Consider the following 20,440-nt stretch of genomic DNA (forward strand, 5'->3'; position numbering starts at 1 on the left):
GGACGCCGGGCCGGCGCGGCGATCGCGCAGCCAGCGGCATGCAGACGATTCTGGTGCGTACGCCGGGGAATGCAAATATACGATCCGCGCAATTGCCGCTAACTGTATAGTTATAAACGGCACAACTGTACAGTTATCTCCGTGATCGATTTCCAGCCCATCCGCGCCCGCGGCCAGGCCCCGAGCCTGGTCGAACAATTGGCGGCCGCCATCCTGCAAGGCATCGAGGCGCAGACGCTGCGCCCGGGCATGGCGCTGCCTTCGGTGCGCGAGTGCGCGCGCCAGTACGGCGTCAGCACGTTCACCGTGGCCAGCGCCTACAGCCGGCTGGTGTCGCAGGGCTGGCTGGCGGCCCGCCCGGGCGCCGGCTACCGCGTCGCCACGCCCGACGCGCCGGCCCGTCCGGCCCGGGCCCCGGCATGGGAGCCGCCGCGGCTGAACGCAGCCTGGCTGCTGTCGGACATCTTCGCCGACCACTCCATCCCCATCAAATCCGGCTGCGGCTGGCTGCCCGGCGAATGGCTGAACGAGGAAGGGCTGCACCTGGCCCTGCGCCACATGGGCCGGGTGCCGGCCATGCGCATCGCGAACTACGGCCACCCCTACGGCTACGCGCCGCTGCGCGACACCATCGCCGCCAGCCTGGGCGCGCAGGGCATGGAGGTCGAGGCCTCGCAGGTGGTGCTGACCCAGGGCGTGACCCACGGGCTGGACATGGTGATACGCACGCTGCTGCGTCCGGGCGACACCGTGCTGGTGGAGCAGCCGGCCTACGCCAACCTGCTGCAGATGCTGCGGCTGGCGGGGCTGCGCGCGGTGGCCGTGCCGCGCACGCTGGACGGCCTGGACTGCGAGGCGCTGGACGCCGCCGTGGCGCGCCACCGGCCGCGCGCGCTGTTCATCAATACCGTGCTGCAGAATCCGTCGGGCGCCAGCATCGGCATGGCCAACGCCTTCCGCATCCTGCAGGCGGCCGAGCGCCACGGGCTATGGGTGATCGAGGACGACATCTCGCGCGAACTGGCGCCCGGCGTGACGCCCATGCTGGCCGCGCTGGACGGGGCGCGCCGGGTGGTCTACCTGGGCGGCTATTCCAAGGTCATCAGCCCGTCGGTGCGGGTGGGCTACGTGGTCGCGCACCGCGACCTGGCGCGCGACATCGCGCGCACCAAGATGGCGGTGGGACTGACCTCGCCGGAAATCATGGAACGCATCGTGCACCAGGTCATCCGCGAAGGGCGCTACCGCGCCCACATCGCCCGCACCCGCGAACGCCTGGCCGAGGCCCACGCAAGCGTGGCGCAGCTGATGGCGCAGCACGGCTTCGAGGTCTACGGACGGCCGCAGGGCGGCCTGTTCCTGTGGGCGCGGCCGGGCGGGCAATGGCGCGAACGCGGCGCCAGCGGCCTGGCCGAACTGGCGCTCAAGGACGGCATCTGGCTGGCGCCGGGGTCCTACTTCGAGGTGGACGAGGCCGATACCCCGTGGATACGGTTCAACGTGGCGTATTCGGACGCGCCCGAGTTGTGGCGGTTCATGCGGAATACGGGGGCGTGGGACGGGTGACCCTAAGCGGCGCGCTCGTAGGTGACGAAATCGTATTCGTAGCCGTTTTCGGCCGGCTGCGGGGCGCGCGCGGTTTCCTTCCACTGGAAGGCCGGCAGCAGCGGGAAGAAGGCGTCGCCCTCGACCTGGGCGTGGACTTCGGTGGCCAGCACGCGCTGCGCCAGCGGCAGGGCCTGCGCGTAGATCTGGGCGCCGCCGATGACGTAGGCCTGCGCCGCGTCGCCGCAGGCTTCGATGGCGGCCTGGAGCGTGGCGACCACGATGGCGCCCTCGGCGCGCAGGTCGGGATTGCGGCTGATCACGATGTTGCTGCGGCCGGGCAGGGGGCGGCCCAGCGAGTCCCAGGTCTTGCGGCCCATGATGATGGGATGGCCCAGGGTGCTGCGCTTGAAGTGCGCCAGGTCGCCCGGCAGTTTCCAGGGCAGGGCGTTGTCGCGGCCGATGGCGCGATTGGTGGAATAGGCGACGATCAGGGTGAGGCTGGCGGACATGGGAAGACGGGTTCGGATGGATGCCCTAGCGTAGCAAATTCCACTAGTCGGCGGCGTGCTCCAGGAAATCCTCGGCCGGCATGGGCTTGCCCAGCAGAAAGCCTTGCAGCGAATCGCAGCCCAGCCCGGTCAGGAAGTTCTGCTGCGCGGCCGTTTCCACGCCCTCGGCCACGATGCGCAGGTTGAGCTGCTGGGCCAGGGCGACGATGGCCGACACGATGGCCGCGTCCTCGTCGTCGTTCTCCAGCTGGTTGACGAAGCCGCGGTCGATCTTCAGTTCGGTCGCCGGCAGCCGCTTCAGGTAGAGCAGGCTGGAATAGCCCGTGCCGAAATCGTCGATGGAAATCGCCACGCCCAGCGCCGACAGGCGTTTGAGCACGGCCAGGCTGGCCTCGGCGTCGCGCATGGCGGTGGATTCGGTCACTTCCAGCGTCAGGCAGGCCGGCGGCACGCCGTGCCGCTGCAGGGCCGCGCGCACCGTCTCGACCAGGCCGGCATGGGCGAACTGCAGGGCCGAGATGTTGACGGCGATGCTCCAGTGGCGCTGGCCGGCGTCGATCCAGGCGCGCATCTGGCGGCAGGCCTCGTCGATGACCCATTCGCCGATGGGCAGGATCAGGCCGGTCTTTTCCGCGATGGGGATGAACTGGTCCGGACCGACCAGCCCGCGCGTGGGGTGGTTCCAGCGCAGCAGCGCCTCGGCGCCGACCAGCGGACCGGACGGGGCCTGGTACTTGGGCTGGTAGTGCAGCACGAACTGGTTGCGCTCCAGGGCCATGCGCAGGTCGTGCAGCAGTTCGATCTGCTGGTGGGCGTCGGCGTTCATGGACGGCTCGAAGAAGCTGTAGCCGGTGCCGCCCAGGCGCTTGGCGTGGTACATCGCGGCGTCGGCGTTGGTCAGGAGCGCGTGGATGTCCTCGCCGTCGTTCGGATAGATGGCGATGCCGACGCTGGAGGTCACCAGCACTTCGTGCCCGTAGACCGTGACCGGGCGCGCGATGGCGTCGATCAGGCGGTCGGCCACGTTGGCGGCGTCGGTGGGTTCGACCACTTCGCTGAGCACGATGAATTCATCGCCGCCCAGCCGCGCCACGGTGTCCTGCGTGCGCAGCGTCTGGCGGATGCGCTGGGCCAGGTCGATCAGCAGCGCGTCGCCCGTGTGGTGGCCATAGGCGTCGTTGACCGCCTTGAAGCCGTCCAGGTCGAAGAACAGCACCGCGAAATAGCCCTTGCGCCGGCTGGCGCTTTCCATGGCCTGCTCCAGCCGGTCTTCCAGCAGGATGCGGTTGGGCAGCTTGGTCAGCGTGTCGTGCAGCGCCAGCTGCACCAGTTCCTCGTTGGCCTCGGCCAGCGACGAGGCCAGCGCCGAGGTGCGCTCTTCCATCCGGTTGTCCAGCACCGCGACCAGCAGCGCGATGACCAGCACGCTCAGGGTCACCGCGGTCACGGCGATGGCCAGCCAGCCGGCCGAGATGCCGCTGTTGGCGGCCATGCAGATGCTGCCTTCGGGAAAACCGGCGGCGGCCATGCCGGTGTAGTGCATGCCCACGATGGCGATGCCCATGACCACGGCCGCCAGCGGGCGCGACCACAGCATCCGCGGCCCGCCGTGGCGCAGCCGGTACGTGATCCACAGCGCGGCGCCGGAGGCGCCCACCGCGATCAGGATGGACAGCGCGAACCATTTCGCGTCGTAGATAATGCCCGGCGTCATGCGCATCGCGGCCATGCCGAGATAGTGCATCGCCGCGATGCCGACGCCCATCAGCAGCGCGCCGGCCGCCAGCCGGCGGCCGGGCAGCTCGTCGCGGCTCACGGTGCGCAGCGCGAACGCCGAGCAGCCGATCGCGATGGCCAGCGACAGCAGCGTCAGCGGCAGGTCGTAGCCCATCGGGATCGGCAGGCTGAACGCCAGCATGCCGATGAAATGCATGGACCAGATACCCACGCCCATCGCGAAGGCCCCGCCCGCCAGCCAGTAGCGGGCCGCCGGCTGGCCGCAGGCGGCCCGCACCCGGTTGGCCATTCCCAACGCCGTATACGAAGCCAGGATGGCGACTCCCAGGGATACGAGGACGAGCGAAGGGTTATACGTTCCAACGAGCATGTGTGGGTCCTGTCCTTAGCGCATACAGCGGCCGCGCGGGCTTCAACTCAAATCAATTGGTAGTCAATGGTTGCAATTCGATCGCAGGCTGGCCCTGGCTGCCGTTCGGGCGCTGCGCGTGTTCTCAGGTCGGGATAGGGAAGACGGCCGGGCCAGGCCGGCGGCAGGCGCCGCCGGGCGGCGGGTCAGGGCTGGTCAGGGTTGGACGCGCAAGGGCGCTGGCGCGCGTCCATGGCCAAGGGTTGGGTTATACCGAAATCGCGCTGCCAGATGCTCACCAATCCTCACCGGCACCCGGCGCGGCGACGGGCTACACGGCCATGGCCGCGGTCAGGGGAGCATGGTGGCGGTAGCCGGCCAGGGAAAAGTCGCCCGGCTCCACTTTTTCCAGCCATTCGGGTTCGTAGCGCCCGGTGACCGCGAAGTCGGGGATGCGGTCCGACAGCACCAGCCGCGGCGCTTCGTAAGGCTCGCGCGTGAGCTGCTCGCGCAGCATGGGCAGGTGGTTTTCGTAGATGTGGGCGTCGCCGATGAAGTACGAGAACCAGCGCGGCGTGTAGCCGGTCAGCCGGCCGACCAGGTGCAGCAGGGCCGCGCCTTCGGTCAGGTTGAACGGCGTGCCCAGGCCGACGTCGTTGGACCGGATGTACAGGCACAGCGAGATCTCGCGGGTGGTCGCGTTCGGCAGGAACTGGTAGAGCAGGTGGCAGGGCGGCAGCGCCATTTCCTCGATCTGCGCCCAGTTCCAGCCGTGGAACAGGATGCGGCGGTCGCCCGGGCGCTCGTGGATGGTGTCCAGGCATTGCCGCAGCTGGTCCACCGCCTTGTACAGCAGCACCTTGGGCCGGCCGTCCTCGTTCAGGTCGGCCACCTTGGCGTAGCCGCGCGCCAGCGCGTCGGCGATCTGGCTGTCCCGGGCTGCGTCCAGCACCTTGTAGGCGGGCCACTGGCGCCATTGCACGCCGTACACCGGGCCCAGGTCGTCGGGGCCTTCGCGGTACGGGTTGGCCAGCCACTGGCTGTTTTCGTTGGCGTTCTGGTCCCAGACCTTGCAGCCCAGCTCGCGGAATTCGGCGGCGCTGCGCGAGGCGCGCAGAAAGCCCACCATTTCGCCGATGGCGGACTTGAACGCCAGTTTCTTGGTGGTGACCGCCGGAAAGCCCTGCTGCAGGTCGAAGCGCAGCGCGGCGCCCGGCATGCTGAGGGTGCGGATTCCGGTGCGGTTTTCCTGCCACGCGCCGGTGTCCAGGATGGTTTGAACGAGGTCCAGGTATTGTTTCATGGCGGGACGCAGACTGGCCGCCGCGATCGGATCGCGGCGGCGCGGATGAAGATGGGCAATATCGGGATTACACCACGGGGGCGTGGTTCAGGCGGCGGCGGGGGCTTCGTGGGTGTCGACGATGTCGACCGAGAAGGTCAGGGCGGCCGTTTTTTCCAGCATGGCCGAGGCCGAGCAGTATTTCTCGTGCGACAGCTGCACCGCGCGCTCGACGGCCGCGCGCGGCAGGTTGCGGCCGGTGACCGTGAAGGCGAAGTGGATGCGCGTGAACACCTTGGGATCGGCGTCGGCGCGCTCGGCCTGCAGCTTGACGCTACAGCCGGTGACGGCATGGCGGCCGCGCTTGAGGATCAGCACCACGTCGTAGGCGGTGCAGCCGCCGGTGCCGGCCAGCAGCATTTCCATCGGGCGGGGCGCCAGGTTGTGGCCGCCGCCGTCCACCGCGCCGTCCATCACGGCCACGTGGCCGCTGCCGGTGCTGGCGGTAAAGAGCATGCCGTTGGGGCCGCCCCAGTCGATCGTGCATTCCATGTTGTCGAGTCCTTGAGCTTGAGCGCAGTCAATGGTCGATGATACCTGTTGCGTACAATTTGAGGCATGAGAGCCCCGCCCCGCATCAGGGGCAGGGGCGCCTGCCTTGCCTAGGAGTCGCCTATGTCCACCGCCCTGTCCAGAACCGGCCCTGCCTTCCTGCGCCGCACCAACCCGCTGGACGCCTTCCTGGCCGAAGCCGACCGCGCGCTGCGGGTGCTGAGCGGCAGCGCCACCGCCGGGCGGTCCTATCCCGCCACCGCCGAGGAAGCGCCGCAGGCCCTGTCGGCCCAGGAAAAACGCCATGCGGCCGGGCTGATGCGGGTGAACCACGTGGGCGAGGTGTGCGCCCAGGCGCTGTACCGCGGCCAGGCCTCGGTGTGCCGCGAGCCGGCGCCGCGCGAGCTGCTGCTCAACGCCGCCGCCGAGGAGGTGGACCACCTGGTCTGGTGCAACCAGCGCCTGACCGAGCTGGGCAGCCGTCCCAGCCTGCTCAATCCGTTCTGGTACGCCGGCTCGTTCGCGCTCGGCGTGCTGGCCAGCTATGCCGGCGTGCCGCGCAACCTGGGTTTCATGGCCGAGACCGAGAAACAGGTCGAGGCGCATCTCGACGGCCATCTGCGCACCTTGCCGGTGCAGGACGAGCGCTCGCGCCAGATTGTCCAGAAGATGAAGGACGACGAGGCGCAGCACCGCGCCAGCGCCGAACAGGCCGGAGGCGTGCCCCTGCCGCTGCCCGCGCGGGCCGCCATGAAAGCCATGTCCAAGGTGATGACCAGCACGGCCTACTGGATCTGAAGCGAGGGCGCTTCGGCGCCTGCTGCGAAATGTTGCGATGCGCAAAAAAGCAATAAAACAGTGCGCGACGCACTATTCCGGTGCAAAAGCTAGGGCGGGATTACCCGATGCGATCTAGGGTTAATCCGAAACGGGTTTACCCATTCAGCAAAAACCCTTTTTCCGGTAAGATCATTGTCTGGCGCGGCTTTCCAGGGGGAGGGCCGAGGCCATGAGGCAAAAACGCAACGAAAAAAAGATTCGTGGCGGCAGATCAAAAAAAATCTTGCATCGCACAAAAAGCTTCGGTACTATTCATACATCGGATGTTGAAACGCAGTCGGCGCGGTGCAAAACCCCGACAGCGCAGCGAGCGGAAAGCCAGCTCCCAACATGCCAAGGTTGTCTCCTCCACCCTCCTCCTTTGGTGGATTTAGCCCGAGATCTCACGATCTCGGGCTTTTTTTTGCCTGCGCAGGCTCCGTCCCCGGTTTATTCACCCAACCGCCGGGGCTTCGCGTTTTCCCTTGGATATTTCGGGTGCGCACGGGCGGAAAGTTCTACAATCATCTGCATGAAATCCGTATTTCGGCGCGTCCGGGCGCTGGGCGTTACGTTCTGTGCCGGGGAATTGCACTTCCTTATTCCTCCCATATATGGGCGTTACACCTGCCTCCGATAATGGCGGGCCTGTCTCGATAGACCAACCAAAGGTGATGCTTTGACCTGGCTGTACATTTGCGTGGTCGCATTCATGGTGGGGGGACTCATCGTGGCGTCGGAGCGCTGGCATGGCGCTTTTACTGGCGACAGCGACCTCAACAAGCCTCAGGCCAACCATTCGCGGGCCACGCCCCGCGTGGGCGGCCTTGCGGTGCTGGCCGGCACGCTGGCCGGACTGCTGGTGCTCGGCCCCAGCAACATGACGCTGACCTGGCTGTGGCCCGCGCTGTTCGTCGCGGCGCTGCCGGTGTTCGTGGCCGGGCTGCTCGAGGACATCACCAAGGACATCGGCGCCAGCAAGCGCCTGCTGGCCGCGTTCCTGTCGGCCGCGATCGCGTGGTGGCTGCTGGGCGGCGTCAGCCGCGTGGGCATGGCCCCGGTGGATTACGTGCTCTCGTTCTGGCCGGTGTCGCTGCTGTTCACCATGTTCGCGGTGGGCGGCTGTACCCATGCGCTGAATATCGTCGACGGCATGAACGGCCTGGCCGGCATGGTCGCCACGCTGATGGCGGTTTCCATCAGCCTGGTGGCGCTGCAGGTCGGCGACGTGCCCATCTTCCTGGTGGCCGCGGCCCTGGCTTCGGCCACGCTGGGCTTCCTGGTCTGGAATTTCCCGTTCGGGCGCGTGTTCCTGGGCGACGGCGGCGCGTACTTCCTGGGCTTCATGCTGGCCGAGCTGGCCGTGCTGCTGGTGGTGCGCAACCCCTCGGTGTCGCCGTTCTACGCCCTGGCCGTGCTGTTCTACCCCGTATTCGAAACCGGCTTCTCGATTTGGCGCCGCCGCTTCAAGCGCGGCGTGCCGGTGGACCAGCCGGACGCGCTGCACCTGCACCAGCTGGTGTTCCGCCGCCTGGTCCGCGTGACGTTCAGCCGCGGCCGCCGCCATGCCGTGCCGGCGCTGTGCAACGCGCTGGCGTCGCCCTACATGTGGGTGCTGGCCCTGATCGGCCTGGTGCCGGCCACCATCTGGTGGGACAACGCCTGGGCGCTCGGCGCCAGCCTGGTGGTGTTCGCCAGCGTCTATATCTGGCTCTACGCGCGCCTCGTGTCCTGGCGCCGCCCCGGCTGGCTGCTGCTGCCGTCGGTCCTGCGGACCACCGATTAGCGTGGAGCGCCCCGGCGGCGGCCGCCGCCGGGCCAGGTTTATCTATCACCCGACCATATTTAAGATGCCGTAATCGTTCTACGGTGAAGGGAGAGTTATGTTGCAAATCCAGGATGTGAAGCTCGCGGTCGTCGGCCTGGGCTATGTGGGCCTGCCGCTGGCGGTGGAGTTCGGCAAGAAGCGCCCGGTCATCGGCTTCGATATCAACGCGCGCCGCATCGACGCGCTGAAGGCCGGCCACGACCATACGCTGGAAGTCAGCGACGCCGAACTGGCCGAAGCGGCCCAGCTGAGCTATACCGCCGACCGCGCGGAACTGGGCAAGGCCAACGTGTTCATCGTGACCGTGCCGACTCCCATCGACGAATACAAGCAGCCCGACCTGACGCCGCTGGTCAAGGCCAGCGAGACCATCGGCGCGGTGCTCAAGCGCGGCGACATCGTCATCTACGAATCCACCGTCTATCCGGGCGCCACCGAAGAAGACTGCGTGCCGGTGCTGGAGCGCGTCTCGGGCCTGAAGTTCAACGTCGATTTCTACGCGGGCTACAGCCCCGAGCGCATCAACCCGGGCGACAAGGAACACCGCGTCAACACGATCAAGAAGGTCACCTCCGGCTCCACGCCCGAAGTGGCCGAGCTGGTCGACCAGCTGTACCGCGAGATCATCACCGCCGGCACGCACAAGGCTTCCAGCATCCGCGTGGCCGAGGCCGCCAAGGTCATCGAGAACACGCAGCGCGACGTGAACATCGCGCTGATCAACGAGCTGGCCCTGATCTTCAACAAGATGGGCATCGACACCGAAGCCGTGCTGCAGGCCGCCGGCACCAAGTGGAACTTCCTGCCGTTCCGTCCGGGCCTGGTGGGCGGCCACTGCATCGGCGTGGACCCGTACTACCTGACCCACAAGGCGCAGTCCATCGGCTACCACCCCGAGATCATCCTGGCGGGCCGCCGCCTGAACGACTCGATGGGCAGCTATGTGGTGTCGCAGCTGGTCAAGGCCATGACCAAGCGCCGCATCCACGTGCAGGGCGCGCGCGTGCTGGTGATGGGCCTGGCCTTCAAGGAAAACTGCCCCGACCTGCGCAACACCCGCGTGGTCGACATCGTCAAGGAACTGGGCGACTACAACGTGGACGTGGACGTCTACGATCCCTGGGTCGACCCCGAAGAGGCGGTGCACGAATATGGCCTGACGCCGGTGGCGCAGCCCGAGCAAGGCAAGTACGACGCCGTGATCCTGGCGGTGGCGCACAACCAGTTCAAGGCGCTGGGCGCCGAGGGCATCCGCAAGCTGGGCAAGCCGCAGCACATCCTGTACGACCTGAAGTACGTGCTGTCGCCCGCCGACTCCGACCTGCGTCTCTGAGGATTGCCCATGACCACCCGTTTCGACACCATCAAGCAAGAACTGGCGGCCGCGCCGCGCAAGTGGCTGGTGACCGGCTGCGCCGGCTTCATCGGCTCGAACCTGCTGGAAACCCTGCTGAAGCTGGACCAGACCGTGACCGGCCTGGACAACTTCGCCACCGGCCACCAGCGCAACCTGGACGAGGTGCGCGCCTCGGTCAGCCCCGAGCAATGGGCGCGCTTCACCTTCATCGAAGGCGACATCCGCGACCTGGAAGCCTGCCGCCGCGCCGCGCAGGGCGTGGACTTCGTGCTGCACCAGGCGGCGTTGGGCTCGGTGCCGCGCTCGCTGAAGGACCCGATCACCACCAACGAGGTGAACATCGGCGGCTTCCTGAACATGCTGGTCGCGGCGCGCGACGCCGAGGTCAAGTCCTTCGTGTACGCGGCCTCCAGCTCCACCTACGGCGACCATCCCGCGCTGCCCAAGGTCGAGGAGAACATCGGCAATCCGCTGTCGCCGTACGCCGTGACCAAGTACGTCAACGAGCTGTACGCCGACGTGTTCGCCCGCTCCTACGGCTTCGAGAGCGTGGGCCTGCGCTACTTCAACGTGTTCGGCAAGCGCCAGGACCCGGACGGCGCCTACGCCGCGGTGATCCCCAAGTGGACCGCCGCCATGATCAAGGGCGACGACGTCACCATCAACGGCGACGGCGAGACCAGCCGCGATTTCTGCTTCGTGGACAACGCGGTGCAGGCCAACATCCTGGCCGCGATGGCGCCGGCCGAAGGCCGCAACCAGGTCTACAACGTGGCCGTCAGCGGCCGCAGCACCCTGAACCAGCTATTCGGCTTCCTGGCGCAGGCGCTGGGCAAGCAGGGCGTGGACTACGCCAAGCAGCCGGTGTATGCGGATTTCCGCGCCGGCGACGTGCGCCATTCGCAGGCCGACGTCAGCAAGGCCGGCCGCCTGCTGGGCTACGCGCCCACCCACACGGTGCTGCAGGGCCTGGAAGTGGCCATGCCCTGGTACACGCAATTCCTGCGTTGATTTGAAAGCACTAGCCAGAAAACTCGGCAACATCCACCCGGATCACCTGCGCATATTCAAGGGCGCGTTCCGGGTGGCGGTGTTTCTGCTGTTGGGCAAGGCCGCCGGCGCCGTCAAGGAGATGGCGGTGGCGTACCGCTACGGCGTCAGCGACGCCGTGGACGCCTATCAATTCACCATGACGATGGCCACCTGGCTGCCCGTGACCATCGTGGGCGTGCTGTCGGTGGTGCTGATCCCGGTGCTGGTGCGGCTGCGCCGCGCCGAGGAAACCGAAAGACGCCTGTTCATCGGCGAGCTGCAAGGCTGGGTCGCCGCGGCCGGCGTGGCGCTGGCGCTGCTGACCTGGTTCGCCTGGCCGCAGGTGCTGGGCATGCTGGGCCAGGGCCTGTCGGCCCAGGTCCGCGAGATGACCGGCGAGCTGCTGGCGGCCTTCGCCCCGGTGGCGGCGCTGCTGCTCGTCGCCGGCATCAGCGCCGCCCGTCTGCGCGCGCAGGAGCGCCACGTCAACACTTTGCTCGACAGCGTGCCTGCCGTGGCCACCCTGGCCTGGGTCATGCTGGCGGCCAGCGCCGACGGCGTGGGGCCGCTGCTGTGGGGCACGCTGGTGGGCTACGCCATCCAGACCGTCTGGCTGGCCTGGCTGGCCGCGCGCGCCGACGGCGGTTTCTGGGGCGCGCCGCGCCTGTCGCTGCGTTCGCCGCACTGGCCGGAGCTGATGAGCGCGGCCGGCGTGATGCTGATCGGCCAGGTGGCCATGAGCTTCGTCGGCCCGCTGGACCAGTACGCCGCCGCCAACCTCGGCGCCAACGCCAACGCCACGCTGGGCTACGCCAGCCGGCTGCTGTCGCTGCTCCTGGGCATAGGCGCGGTATCGGTGGGACGCGCGGCGCTGCCCGTGCTGGCCGACGTGCAGGCGCGCGGCGATACCGGCCGCGCGCGCGTCATGGCCCTGAAATGGTCCGTGCTGATGGTGGCCGCCGGCGGCGGCGCGGTAGTGCTGGGCTGGGTGCTGGCGCCGTGGGGCGTGTCGGTGCTGTTCGAGCGCGGCGCCTTCACGGCCGAGAACACCCAGGCCGTGGCGCACGTGCTGCGCTGGGGGCTCCTGCAGCTGCCGTTCTATTTCGGCGTGCTGATCCTGGTGCAATTGCTGGCCAGCCAGAACCGCTACCGCATCATGTCGGCCATCGCCGTGGGCAACTTCCTGCTCAAGGCGGCGCTGAATCCGTTGCTGGCGGCCCGCATGGGCGCGGCCGGCATCATGCTGGCCACCAGCCTCATGTACCTGCTGTCCTTCGCCTGCTACCTGCTGGTGGCGCTGCGCAAGGCCGAAACCAAGGAGGCCGATTGAATGTCCGAGACTGATTCCGGCCGGCCCCTGCGCGTCCTGCTGTTCATCCATTCGCTGGGCGGCGGCGGGGCCGAGCGGGTCGCCGCCGACCTGAGCGCGCACTGGGCCGAGATGGGCCGCGAGGTCATGGTGGTGACCCAGGCCGGCGCCGCGGGCGACGTCTATGCGCTGCATCCCAAGGTGCGCCGCGAGGTGCTGGACACCGCGGGCGAGGGCGGCGGACTGCGTGGGATCTGGAGCAACGTGCAGCGCGTGCGCGCGCTGCGCCGCGTGGTCCGGTCGTTTCGGCCCGACATCGTGCTGGGCATGATGACCACGGCCTCGGTGCTGTCGGTGCTGGCCTGCGCCGGCCTGTCGTGCCGGGTGATCGCGACCGAGCACACGCATCCGCCGTCGCAGACCCTGTCGGGCTTCTGGCAGCGCCTGCGGCGCCTGACCTATCCGCGCGCCGCGCGCGTGGTGGCGCTGACCCGCGGCACCGCGGACTGGCTGGACCGGCATGTGCCGGGCTGCCGGCTGGCCGTCATCCCCAATCCGGTGCATTTCCCGCTGCCGCGCGCGGAACCCGTGCTGGCGCCGGTTGCCGGCGCGGGCCGCAAGCGCCTGCTGGCCGTGGGCCGGCTGCATGCCGACAAGGGTTTCGACCTGCTGATCCAGGCCTATGCCCGGCTGGCGTCCTCGCATCCCGGATGGGATCTGGTTATCCTGGGCGAGGGCGACGAGCGGCGCGCGCTGGAGGCGCAGGTGCGCGAAGCCGGATTGCAGGAGCGCGTCTTCATGCCGGGACGCGCGGGCAATGTGGGCGACTGGTACGAAAGTGCCGACCTGTACGTGCTGACCTCGCGCTTCGAGGGCCTGTCCAACACCCTGCTCGAATCCATGGCCAGCGGCCTGGCCGCCGTCGCCTTCGATTGCGACACCGGCCCGCGCGAAATCGTGCGCGACGGGGTGGACGGCGTGCTGGTGCGGCCCAACGGCGACGTGCCCGCGCTGGTGGCGGCGCTGGATGCGCTCATGCGCGACGACGCCGGGCGCGCCCGCATGGCGCAGGCGGCGATCGATGTGCGCGAGCGGTTTTCGGCCGCGCGCGTGCTGCAGAAATGGCAAGAACTTTTTGACGGCGTGCGCGCGCCGGGCCGCTAGGGTCCGGGCGCGTCATGCCGTTGCTACGGTGACCACGAGAACAACATCATGTGTGGAATAGTCGGTATCTGGGGCCCCATCGGGAACAAGGCGCAAGTGCTGGCGGAAAGCTGCCGCCGCATCCGCCACCGCGGGCCCGACAGCAATGGCTTCTGGGAAGATCCCGAGGCCGAGCTGGCGCTGGCGCACGTGCGCCTGGCGATCCTGGACCTGACCGAAGCGGGCCACCAGCCCATGACCTCGGCCTGCGGCCGCTACGTCATGGTGTTCAACGGCGAGATCTACAACCACCTGGACATCCGCAAGCAGCTGGAGCAATCGGCGCTGGCGCCGTCCTGGCGCGGCCATTCCGACACCGAGACCCTGCTGGCGGGCTTCACCGCGCTGGGCATCGAGGCCACCTTGCAGGCCGCGGTGGGCATGTTCGCCATCGCGCTGTGGGACCGCGCCTCGCGCAAGCTGGTGCTGGCGCGCGACCGCATGGGCGAAAAGCCCCTGTACTACGGCTATTCGGGCGCGGAACTGGTGTTCGCCTCCGAACTCAAGGGCCTGATGCCGATCCCCGGCTTCGGCGGCGAACTGAACCGCAATGCCCTGGCCTCGTTCATGCGCCACAACTACATCCCGGCGCCGCAATCGATCTTCCAGGGCATCGCCAAGCTGCCGCCGGGCACCTGGGTCGAATTCACCGCCGACGACACCCGCAGCCGCCGCATGCCGCAGCCGCGCGTGTATTGGTCGGCGCGCGAGGCGGCCGACGTCGCCGCGCAGTCGCCACTGTCGTTCGACAACGACGCGCAGGCCGCGCAGGCGCTCGAAGGCGTGCTGTCCAAGGCGGTGGGCGGCCAGATGCTGGCCGACGTGAGCCTGGGCGCGTTCCTGTCGGGCGGCATCGATTCGTCCACCATCGTCGCGCTGATGCAGGCGCAGAGCTCGCAGCCGGTGCGCACCTTCGCCATCGGCTTTCATGAGAAAGGCTACGACGAGGCGCAGCACGCCAAGGCCGTGGCCGCGCACCTCGGCACCGACCACACCGAGCTGTACGTGACGGCGGAGGACGCGCTGGCCGTGGTGCCCACGCTGGCCGACATGTACGACGAACCGTTCGCGGATTCCTCGCAGATCCCGACGTCGCTGGTCACGCGCATGGCGCGCCAGCACGTCACCGTGGCGCTGTCGGGCGACGGCGGCGACGAGCTGTTCGGCGGCTATTCGCGTTATTTCCGCGTGAACAACTGGTGGCAGAAGTGCGAGCGCGTGCCCGCGGTGCTGCGCAAGCCCGCCGGCGCGCTGCTGAGCGCCTCGGCGCTGCTGCCCGGGCGCGGCGCCTGGCGCGGCAAGGTCGGCAAGCTGGGCGAACTGCTGCGCGCCGACACGCGCGGCGAGTTCTACCGCCATTTCGTTTCGTACTGGGCCGACCCGTCCAGCGTGGTCAAGGGCGGCGTGGAGCCGGTGTCGGAATTCGCGCGCGCCATGCAGGGCTCGACCTTCGAATCCATGATGAAGCTGGACACGGTCACCTACCTGCCCGACGACATCCTGGTCAAGGTGGACCGCGCCGCGATGGCCGTCAGCCTGGAGACGCGCGTGCCGCTGATCGACCATCGCGTCTACGAATTCGCCTGGAGCCTGCCGCACCACTACAAGGTGCGCGGCGCCACCGGCAAATGGCTGCTGCGCCAGGTCCTGTACCGCCACGTTCCGCAGGCGCTGGTCGACCGGCCCAAGCGCGGCTTCGCCGTACCGCTGGCCGCGTGGCTGCGCGGCCCCTTGCGCGAATGGGCCGACACGCTGCTGGACCCGGCGCGCCTGCGCCAGGAAGGCTGGTTCGAGCCCGAGCCCATTCTGCGCAAGTGGCGCGAACACACCTCGGGCCATCGCAACTGGGACAGCCATCTGTGGGGCGTGCTGATGATGCAGGCCTGGCTGGACCGCTATCGCAACGGCAGGAACCAGGGAGGATCGGTTGGGAGTCTTTGACGCATGAAAATACTGATGCTGGTCAGCTCCATGCACGCCGGCGGCGCCGAGCGCGTCGCCGCGACGCTGGTCAACGCCTGGGCCGAGCGGGGCGACAGCGTCACGCTGACGCCGACCTTCTCCTCCAAGGGCAGCTGCTTCTATCCGCTGTCGGACAAGGTGAAACTGGCCTGGCTGGCGGACCTGGCGGGCACCCGCGCCGGGGGCGCCAAGGCCGCGTTCGCGCGCCTGCTGGCGCTGCGCCGGCATATCCGCGACACCCGGCCGGACGTCGTGGTTTCATTCCTGACCAACGTCAACGTGGCCGCCATCCTGGCCACGCGCGGCCTGGGCGTGCCGCTCATCGTCTGCGAGCGCACCAATCCCGTGGCCGAAACCACCACCGGCAAGGTGTGGCGCAGGCTGCGCCGCCTGCTGTATCCGCGCGCCGACATGGTGACGGTGCAGGCCGAAGACACCGCGGGTCCGTTCGCGCGCCAGGTGCCCGGCATCAAGCGCCTGGCGGTCATTCCCAATCCCTTGCCCGCGCCGCTGCTGGACGCGCCGCTGGTGCGCCAGCGCGACGCCGGCCCGCGCGAACTGCTGGCGATGGGACGGCTGGTGAGCGACAAGCAGTTCGACCTGCTGATCGACGTCTATGCGCAGCTGGCGCCCGATTTCCCGGACTGGAACCTGCGCATCTGGGGCGAGGGGCCGGAGCGCGGCGCCTTGGAAGAACGCGTCGCCCGCCTGGGCCTGCAGTCGCGCGTCAGCCTGCCCGGCCGCACCGAGGCGCCGTGGGAGGAACTGGCGCGCGGACAGGCCTTCGTGCTGAGTTCGCTGGTCGAGGGCTTTCCCAACGTGCTGCTGGAAGCCATGTCGCTGGGCCTGCCCTGCGTGGCGTTCGACTGCCCCAGCGGTCCGCGCGAAATGACGCGCGACGGCCAGGACGCGCTGCTGGTGCCGGCCGGCGACCGCGATGCGCTGCGTGAAGCGCTGCGCCGGATCATGAGCGATGCCGGGCTGCGCGAGCAGCTGGGCCTGCGCGCCTCGGCCGCGGTGCGCCAGCGCTACGCGCTCGCCAACGTGCTGGCGCATTGGGACGAGCTGTTCGACGCGGTCAGGGAGGGGCGATGAGCGCCCGCAAGCTGCGTGTCATGCACGTGATCACCGGCCTGGGGCAGGGCGGCGCGGAGTCCGTGCTGCTGCGCCTGGCCACCTATCCGGAGGCGGCGGTGGAGCACACCGTGGTCTCGCTCACCGATGAGGGCATATACGGCGAGCGCCTGCGCGCCGCCGGCGTGGCCGTGCATGCGCTGGGCATGAAGCGCGGGCGGGTCAGCCTGGGCGGTTTTCTCGCCCTGCGCGCGCTGATCGCGCGCACGCGTCCGGACGCGGTGCAGACCTGGATGTACCACGCCGACCTGATCGGCGGTCTGGCCGCGCGCCTGGCCGGCGTGCGCGCCATCGCCTGGGGCATCCGCAACTCGGGCGAGCACCTGGAGCGCAGCAGCCGCTCGGCGCGGCTGGTGCTGCGCGCCTGCGCGCTGCTGTCGGGCTGGGTGCCCCGGGCCATCGTGTGCGCCGCCCAGAAAGCGGCCGAGCGCCACGCCGACAAAGGCTACCGGCGCGACCGGCTGGTGGTCGTCTCCAACGGCTACGACCTGTCGCGTTATACGCCCGACGAGGCCGCGCGCGCCCGCGTGCGCGCGCAATGGGGGCTGGCCGACGACGCGCCGGTGATCGGCTGCGTGGCGCGCTGGGACCCGCTCAAGGATCACGCCAACCTGCTGCGCGCCATCGCCGCGCTGGTGCGCGACGGCCGCGACGGCGGCCTGCGCTGCGTGCTGATCGGCCGTGGCATGGCGGCCGACAACCCCGAGCTGGGCGCTTTGATAGACCGGCTCGGGCTGCGCGAGCGGCTGGTGCTGGCCGGCCCCAGCGACGACGTGCCCGCGGCCATGAACGGTCTGGATCTGCACGTGCTGTCGAGCTGCGCCGAAGGATTTCCCAACGTGGTCGCCGAGGCCATGGCCTGCGGCGTCTATTGCGTGGTGACCGACGTCGGCGACGCGGCCTATATCGTCGGCGACACCGGCGTGGTGGTGCCGCCCGAGCAGCCCGAGGCGCTGGCGCGCGGCATCGAGACCGCGCTGCGCGAGGTGGCCGCGCGCGGCCGCGAGCGCGCCGGCCAGCCGGCCCGCGCCCGGGTGCTGGAACGGTTCGATCTCGCCCGCATGGTGCAAAGCTACATCGCCGTATGGCGCCGCATTTCTGGAGTGCAAGAATGAGCGCGCCGCGCCGCCTGCTGTTCGTCGTCAACAATCCGGCCTTCTTCATGTCGCATCGCGTGCCGGTGGCGCTGGCGGCGCAGCGCGCCGGCTACGAGATCCACGTCGCCACCATGGACGGCCCGGCCGTGGCCGAGATCGAGGCGCTGGGCATGACGCACCACGCCATTCCCATGACGCGCAGCGGCAAGCATCCCTTGCAGGAGCTGGGCACGCTGCTGGCGCTGGTGCGCCTGTTCCGCCGCCTGCGTCCGGACATCGTGCACCTGGTCACCATCAAGCCGGTGCTCTACGGCGGCATCGCCGCGCGCCTGACCCGCGTGCCGGGCATGGTCGCGGCGATCTCGGGGCTGGGCTTCGTGTTCCTGTCCAATTCGCTCAAGATGCGGCTGGTGCGCGCCGTGGTGGCGCGCCTGTACCGGCTGGCGCTGGGCCATCCGAACAGCCGCGTGATCTTCCAGAACGCCAGCGACCGCGACCTGCTCAAGTCGCTGGGCGCGGTGCGCGACGGCCAGGTGGTGCTGATCCGCGGCGCGGGCGTGGACCTGCAGGCCTACCGCGCCGTGCCCGAGCCGCCGGCCCCGCCCGTGGTCGTGACGATGGTGGCGCGCCTGCTACGCGACAAGGGCGTGCAGGAATTCGTGCAGGCGGCGCGGCTGCTGCGCGAGCGCGGCGTGCCGGTGACGATGCAGCTGGTGGGCGGCGTGGACGCCGGCAACCCGACTTCCGCCACCCCCGAAGAGGTGCAGGCCTGGGAGCGCGAAGGCTGCGTGCGCGCGCTGGGCGAACGCAGCGACGTGGCCGGGCTGTACGCGGCCTCGCACATCGCCGTGCTGCCCTCGTACCGCGAGGGGCTGCCCAAGTCCCTGCTGGAAGCCGCGGCCTGCGGGCGCGCGGTGGTGACCACCGACGTGCCGGGCTGCCGCGACGCCATCGAGCCGGGCGAGACCGGCGTGCTGGTGCCGGTGCGCGACGCCCGGGGGCTGGCCGACGCCATCGCCCGCCTGGCCGGCGACGCGGCGCTGCGCCAGTCCATGGGCGCGGCGGGCAGGGCGCTGGCCGAACGCGAATTCGATATCGAGCGGGTCGCCCGCATCCACGTCGGCATCTACGACGCGCTGGGCGGCTGAGGCCTTTGCCGCCTCAGTGGCGGCGCGCGATGGCGTCGATCCAGTAGCGCGTGGAAGGGTCCTGCTCGATCGCCTGCGGCGCGTCCAGCTCGTGCATGATGCCCTTGGCCAGGACCTTGCCGAACTCGACCCCCCACTGATCGAAGGGATTGATGCCCCAGATCACGCCCTGCGTGAACACCTTGTGCTCGTACAGGGCCAGCAGCGCGCCCAGCGTGTAGGCCTCCAGGCGCGGCAGCACGATGAGCGACGACGGGCGCCCGCCCGGATGCACGCGATGGCGCGCCAGGCGCCGCGCGCGCGCCGGGTCGCGCTCGGTCGCCGAGGTTTCGGCCAGCGCTTCCTCGTAGGTCTTGCCGCGCAGCAGCGCCGAGCGCTGCGCCAGGCAGTTGGCGATCAGCAGTTCGTGATGCCGCGCATAGGCGTGGGCGGGCTGCTCGCACAGGATGAAATCGACCGGCGCGCCGGCGGTGTCCTGGTGCAGCCATTGGAAGAACGTGTGCTGGCAGTCGGTGCCCGGCATGCCCCACACGGCCGGGCCGGTGGGCACGCCGGCGGGGCTGCCGTCGGCGGTGGCGACCTTGCCCAGCGATTCCATTTCCAGCTGCTGGGCCCAGGGCACCAGGTGGTAGAGGCGCGAGTCGTACGGCGCGATCACCAGCGAGTCGTAGCCCAGCACGCTGCGATTGACCACGCCGGCCAACGCCAGCTGCACCGGCGCGTTTTCCTCGATGGGCGCATTGCGGAAATGCTCGTCCATGGCGGCCGCGCCGGCCAGCAACTGTTCGAACACCTCGTTGCCCAGCGCCAGCGCTATCGGCAGGCCGATGGCCGACCACAGCGAATAGCGTCCGCCCACCCAGTCCCAGATCTGGAAGATGTGGTCGGGCAGGATGCCGAGGTTGAGCGCGGCCTCGACGTTGGCCGTGATGGCCACGACCTGCCGGATGGGATCGGCCACGCCGGCGTCGCGCAGCCAGTTCATCGCCACTTCGGCGTTGGCCAGCGGTTCGGTGGTGGTGAACGACTTGGACGCGACGATGACCAGGGTGTCATGCGGGTCCAGGTGGCTCATGGCTTCGGCGACCGAATGCGAGTCCACGTTGGAGGCGAAGCGCACCTCGCGGCGCACCCCGCCGTGGCGCAAGGCCCGCGTCACCATGCGCGGGCCCCAGTCGCTGCCGCCTATGCCCAGGTGCAGCACACAGCCGTAGCGGTCGGCGGCGTCGGCCTTGCGCACGAATTCGCGCATGCGTTCGCGCTCGGCCAGCACGGCCTTGGCCACCATGGCCGGCGGCTCGGCGGCGCGCAGCGCGGTATGCCAGGCGGCGCGTTCTTCGGTCCAGTTGGCGTTGCCGCCGTCGAACAGGCGCGCGCGCGCGGCCTCGAAGCCCTGCTGCGCCAGCAGCGCGGCCTCGGCCTGCTGCAGCGCCGGCGAATAGGCCTGCGCGCTGAGGTCCAGGCGCAGCCCCGGGGCGCTGATCACCCGCAGCTGTTCCCCCCTTTTCGGGGCGGCACGGGTTGCGGCGATGAACTGTTGCCACGCAGGGCTGTGGGATAACGGCATAAGCAGT

General features: G+C 69.3%; 16 protein-coding genes. 11 read left to right on the forward strand and 5 right to left on the reverse strand.

Annotated elements, in window-relative coordinates; all coding sequences use genetic code 11:
* Positions 1-141: 141 nt before the first annotated feature.
* Entirely contained in the window at positions 142-1,566 is a 1,425-nt protein-coding gene (locus tag AC1IQ6_RS03855; RefSeq protein ID WP_102774021.1) for an aminotransferase-like domain-containing protein, read from the forward strand.
* Between the two features lie 2 nt (positions 1,567-1,568).
* On the opposite strand, the gene AC1IQ6_RS03860 is transcribed toward AC1IQ6_RS03855, so the two are convergent.
* The 4 genes from AC1IQ6_RS03860 to AC1IQ6_RS03875 form a co-directional block, all read right to left on the reverse strand.
* Positions 1,569-2,057 carry a dihydrofolate reductase gene (locus tag AC1IQ6_RS03860; protein WP_102774020.1) on the reverse strand — a complete coding sequence of 163 codons (489 nt, stop codon included), beginning with the start codon at positions 2,055-2,057 and terminating at the stop codon, positions 1,569-1,571.
* A gap of 43 nt (positions 2,058-2,100) precedes the next feature.
* Positions 2,101-4,164, reverse strand: coding sequence for a putative bifunctional diguanylate cyclase/phosphodiesterase (locus tag AC1IQ6_RS03865; RefSeq protein WP_485865876.1), 2,064 nt, complete (start codon positions 4,162-4,164; stop codon positions 2,101-2,103).
* 310 nt (positions 4,165-4,474) lie between these two features.
* Entirely contained in the window at positions 4,475-5,446 is a 972-nt protein-coding gene (locus tag AC1IQ6_RS03870) for a thymidylate synthase (protein WP_102774018.1), read from the reverse strand.
* An 87-nt stretch (positions 5,447-5,533) separates the two neighbouring features.
* Entirely contained in the window at positions 5,534-5,977 is a 444-nt protein-coding gene (locus AC1IQ6_RS03875) for an OsmC family protein (RefSeq protein ID WP_102774017.1), read from the reverse strand.
* 123 nt (positions 5,978-6,100) lie between these two features.
* On the opposite strand from AC1IQ6_RS03875, the gene coq7 reads away from it, so the two are divergent.
* From coq7 to AC1IQ6_RS03925, 10 genes are all read left to right on the forward strand, one after another.
* Positions 6,101-6,775, forward strand: coding sequence for a 2-polyprenyl-3-methyl-6-methoxy-1,4-benzoquinone monooxygenase (gene coq7 / locus AC1IQ6_RS03880; protein WP_111825854.1), 675 nt, complete (start codon positions 6,101-6,103; stop codon positions 6,773-6,775).
* 700 nt (positions 6,776-7,475) lie between these two features.
* Entirely contained in the window at positions 7,476-8,582 is a 1,107-nt protein-coding gene (locus tag AC1IQ6_RS03885; protein ID WP_043546295.1) for an MraY family glycosyltransferase, read from the forward strand.
* A 97-nt stretch (positions 8,583-8,679) separates the two neighbouring features.
* Positions 8,680-9,957, forward strand: a complete 1,278-nt coding sequence (tviB, locus tag AC1IQ6_RS03890) for a Vi polysaccharide biosynthesis UDP-N-acetylglucosamine C-6 dehydrogenase TviB (protein ID WP_102774015.1) — start codon at positions 8,680-8,682, stop codon at positions 9,955-9,957.
* A 9-nt stretch (positions 9,958-9,966) separates the two neighbouring features.
* Positions 9,967-10,992 carry an SDR family oxidoreductase gene (locus AC1IQ6_RS03895; RefSeq protein ID WP_102774014.1) on the forward strand — a complete coding sequence of 342 codons (1,026 nt, stop codon included), beginning with the start codon at positions 9,967-9,969 and terminating at the stop codon, positions 10,990-10,992.
* A 1-nt stretch (position 10,993) separates the two neighbouring features.
* Complete coding sequence (gene murJ / locus AC1IQ6_RS03900) at positions 10,994-12,343, forward strand: murein biosynthesis integral membrane protein MurJ (protein WP_102774013.1); 1,350 nt, start codon at positions 10,994-10,996, stop codon at positions 12,341-12,343.
* Complete coding sequence (locus AC1IQ6_RS03905) at positions 12,344-13,486, forward strand: glycosyltransferase family 4 protein (protein ID WP_111825853.1); 1,143 nt, start codon at positions 12,344-12,346, stop codon at positions 13,484-13,486. It abuts the gene before it with no gap.
* 48 nt (positions 13,487-13,534) lie between these two features.
* On the forward strand, positions 13,535-15,466 hold the full coding sequence (gene asnB, locus AC1IQ6_RS03910; RefSeq protein WP_111825852.1) for an asparagine synthase (glutamine-hydrolyzing): 1,932 nt from the start codon (positions 13,535-13,537) through the stop codon (positions 15,464-15,466).
* Positions 15,467-15,469: 3 nt separating this feature from the next.
* A complete protein-coding gene (locus AC1IQ6_RS03915; RefSeq protein ID WP_479731036.1) occupies positions 15,470-16,582 on the forward strand; it encodes a glycosyltransferase family 4 protein in 1,113 nt (370 codons plus the stop codon).
* Positions 16,579-17,736, forward strand: a complete 1,158-nt coding sequence (locus tag AC1IQ6_RS03920) for a glycosyltransferase family 4 protein (protein ID WP_181390982.1) — start codon at positions 16,579-16,581, stop codon at positions 17,734-17,736. The genes AC1IQ6_RS03915 and AC1IQ6_RS03920 overlap by 4 nt, the downstream gene beginning before the upstream one ends.
* A complete protein-coding gene (locus tag AC1IQ6_RS03925; protein WP_111825850.1) occupies positions 17,733-18,866 on the forward strand; it encodes a glycosyltransferase family 4 protein in 1,134 nt (377 codons plus the stop codon). The genes AC1IQ6_RS03920 and AC1IQ6_RS03925 overlap by 4 nt, the downstream gene beginning before the upstream one ends.
* 13 nt (positions 18,867-18,879) lie before the next feature.
* Here the strand turns inward: AC1IQ6_RS03925 and pgi are convergent, their stop codons facing one another.
* Complete coding sequence (gene pgi / locus AC1IQ6_RS03930; protein ID WP_479731037.1) at positions 18,880-20,433, reverse strand: glucose-6-phosphate isomerase; 1,554 nt, start codon at positions 20,431-20,433, stop codon at positions 18,880-18,882.
* Between the last annotated feature and the right edge of the window lie 7 nt (positions 20,434-20,440).

This window comes from Achromobacter sp. MUI-25009338, assembly GCF_057359325.1.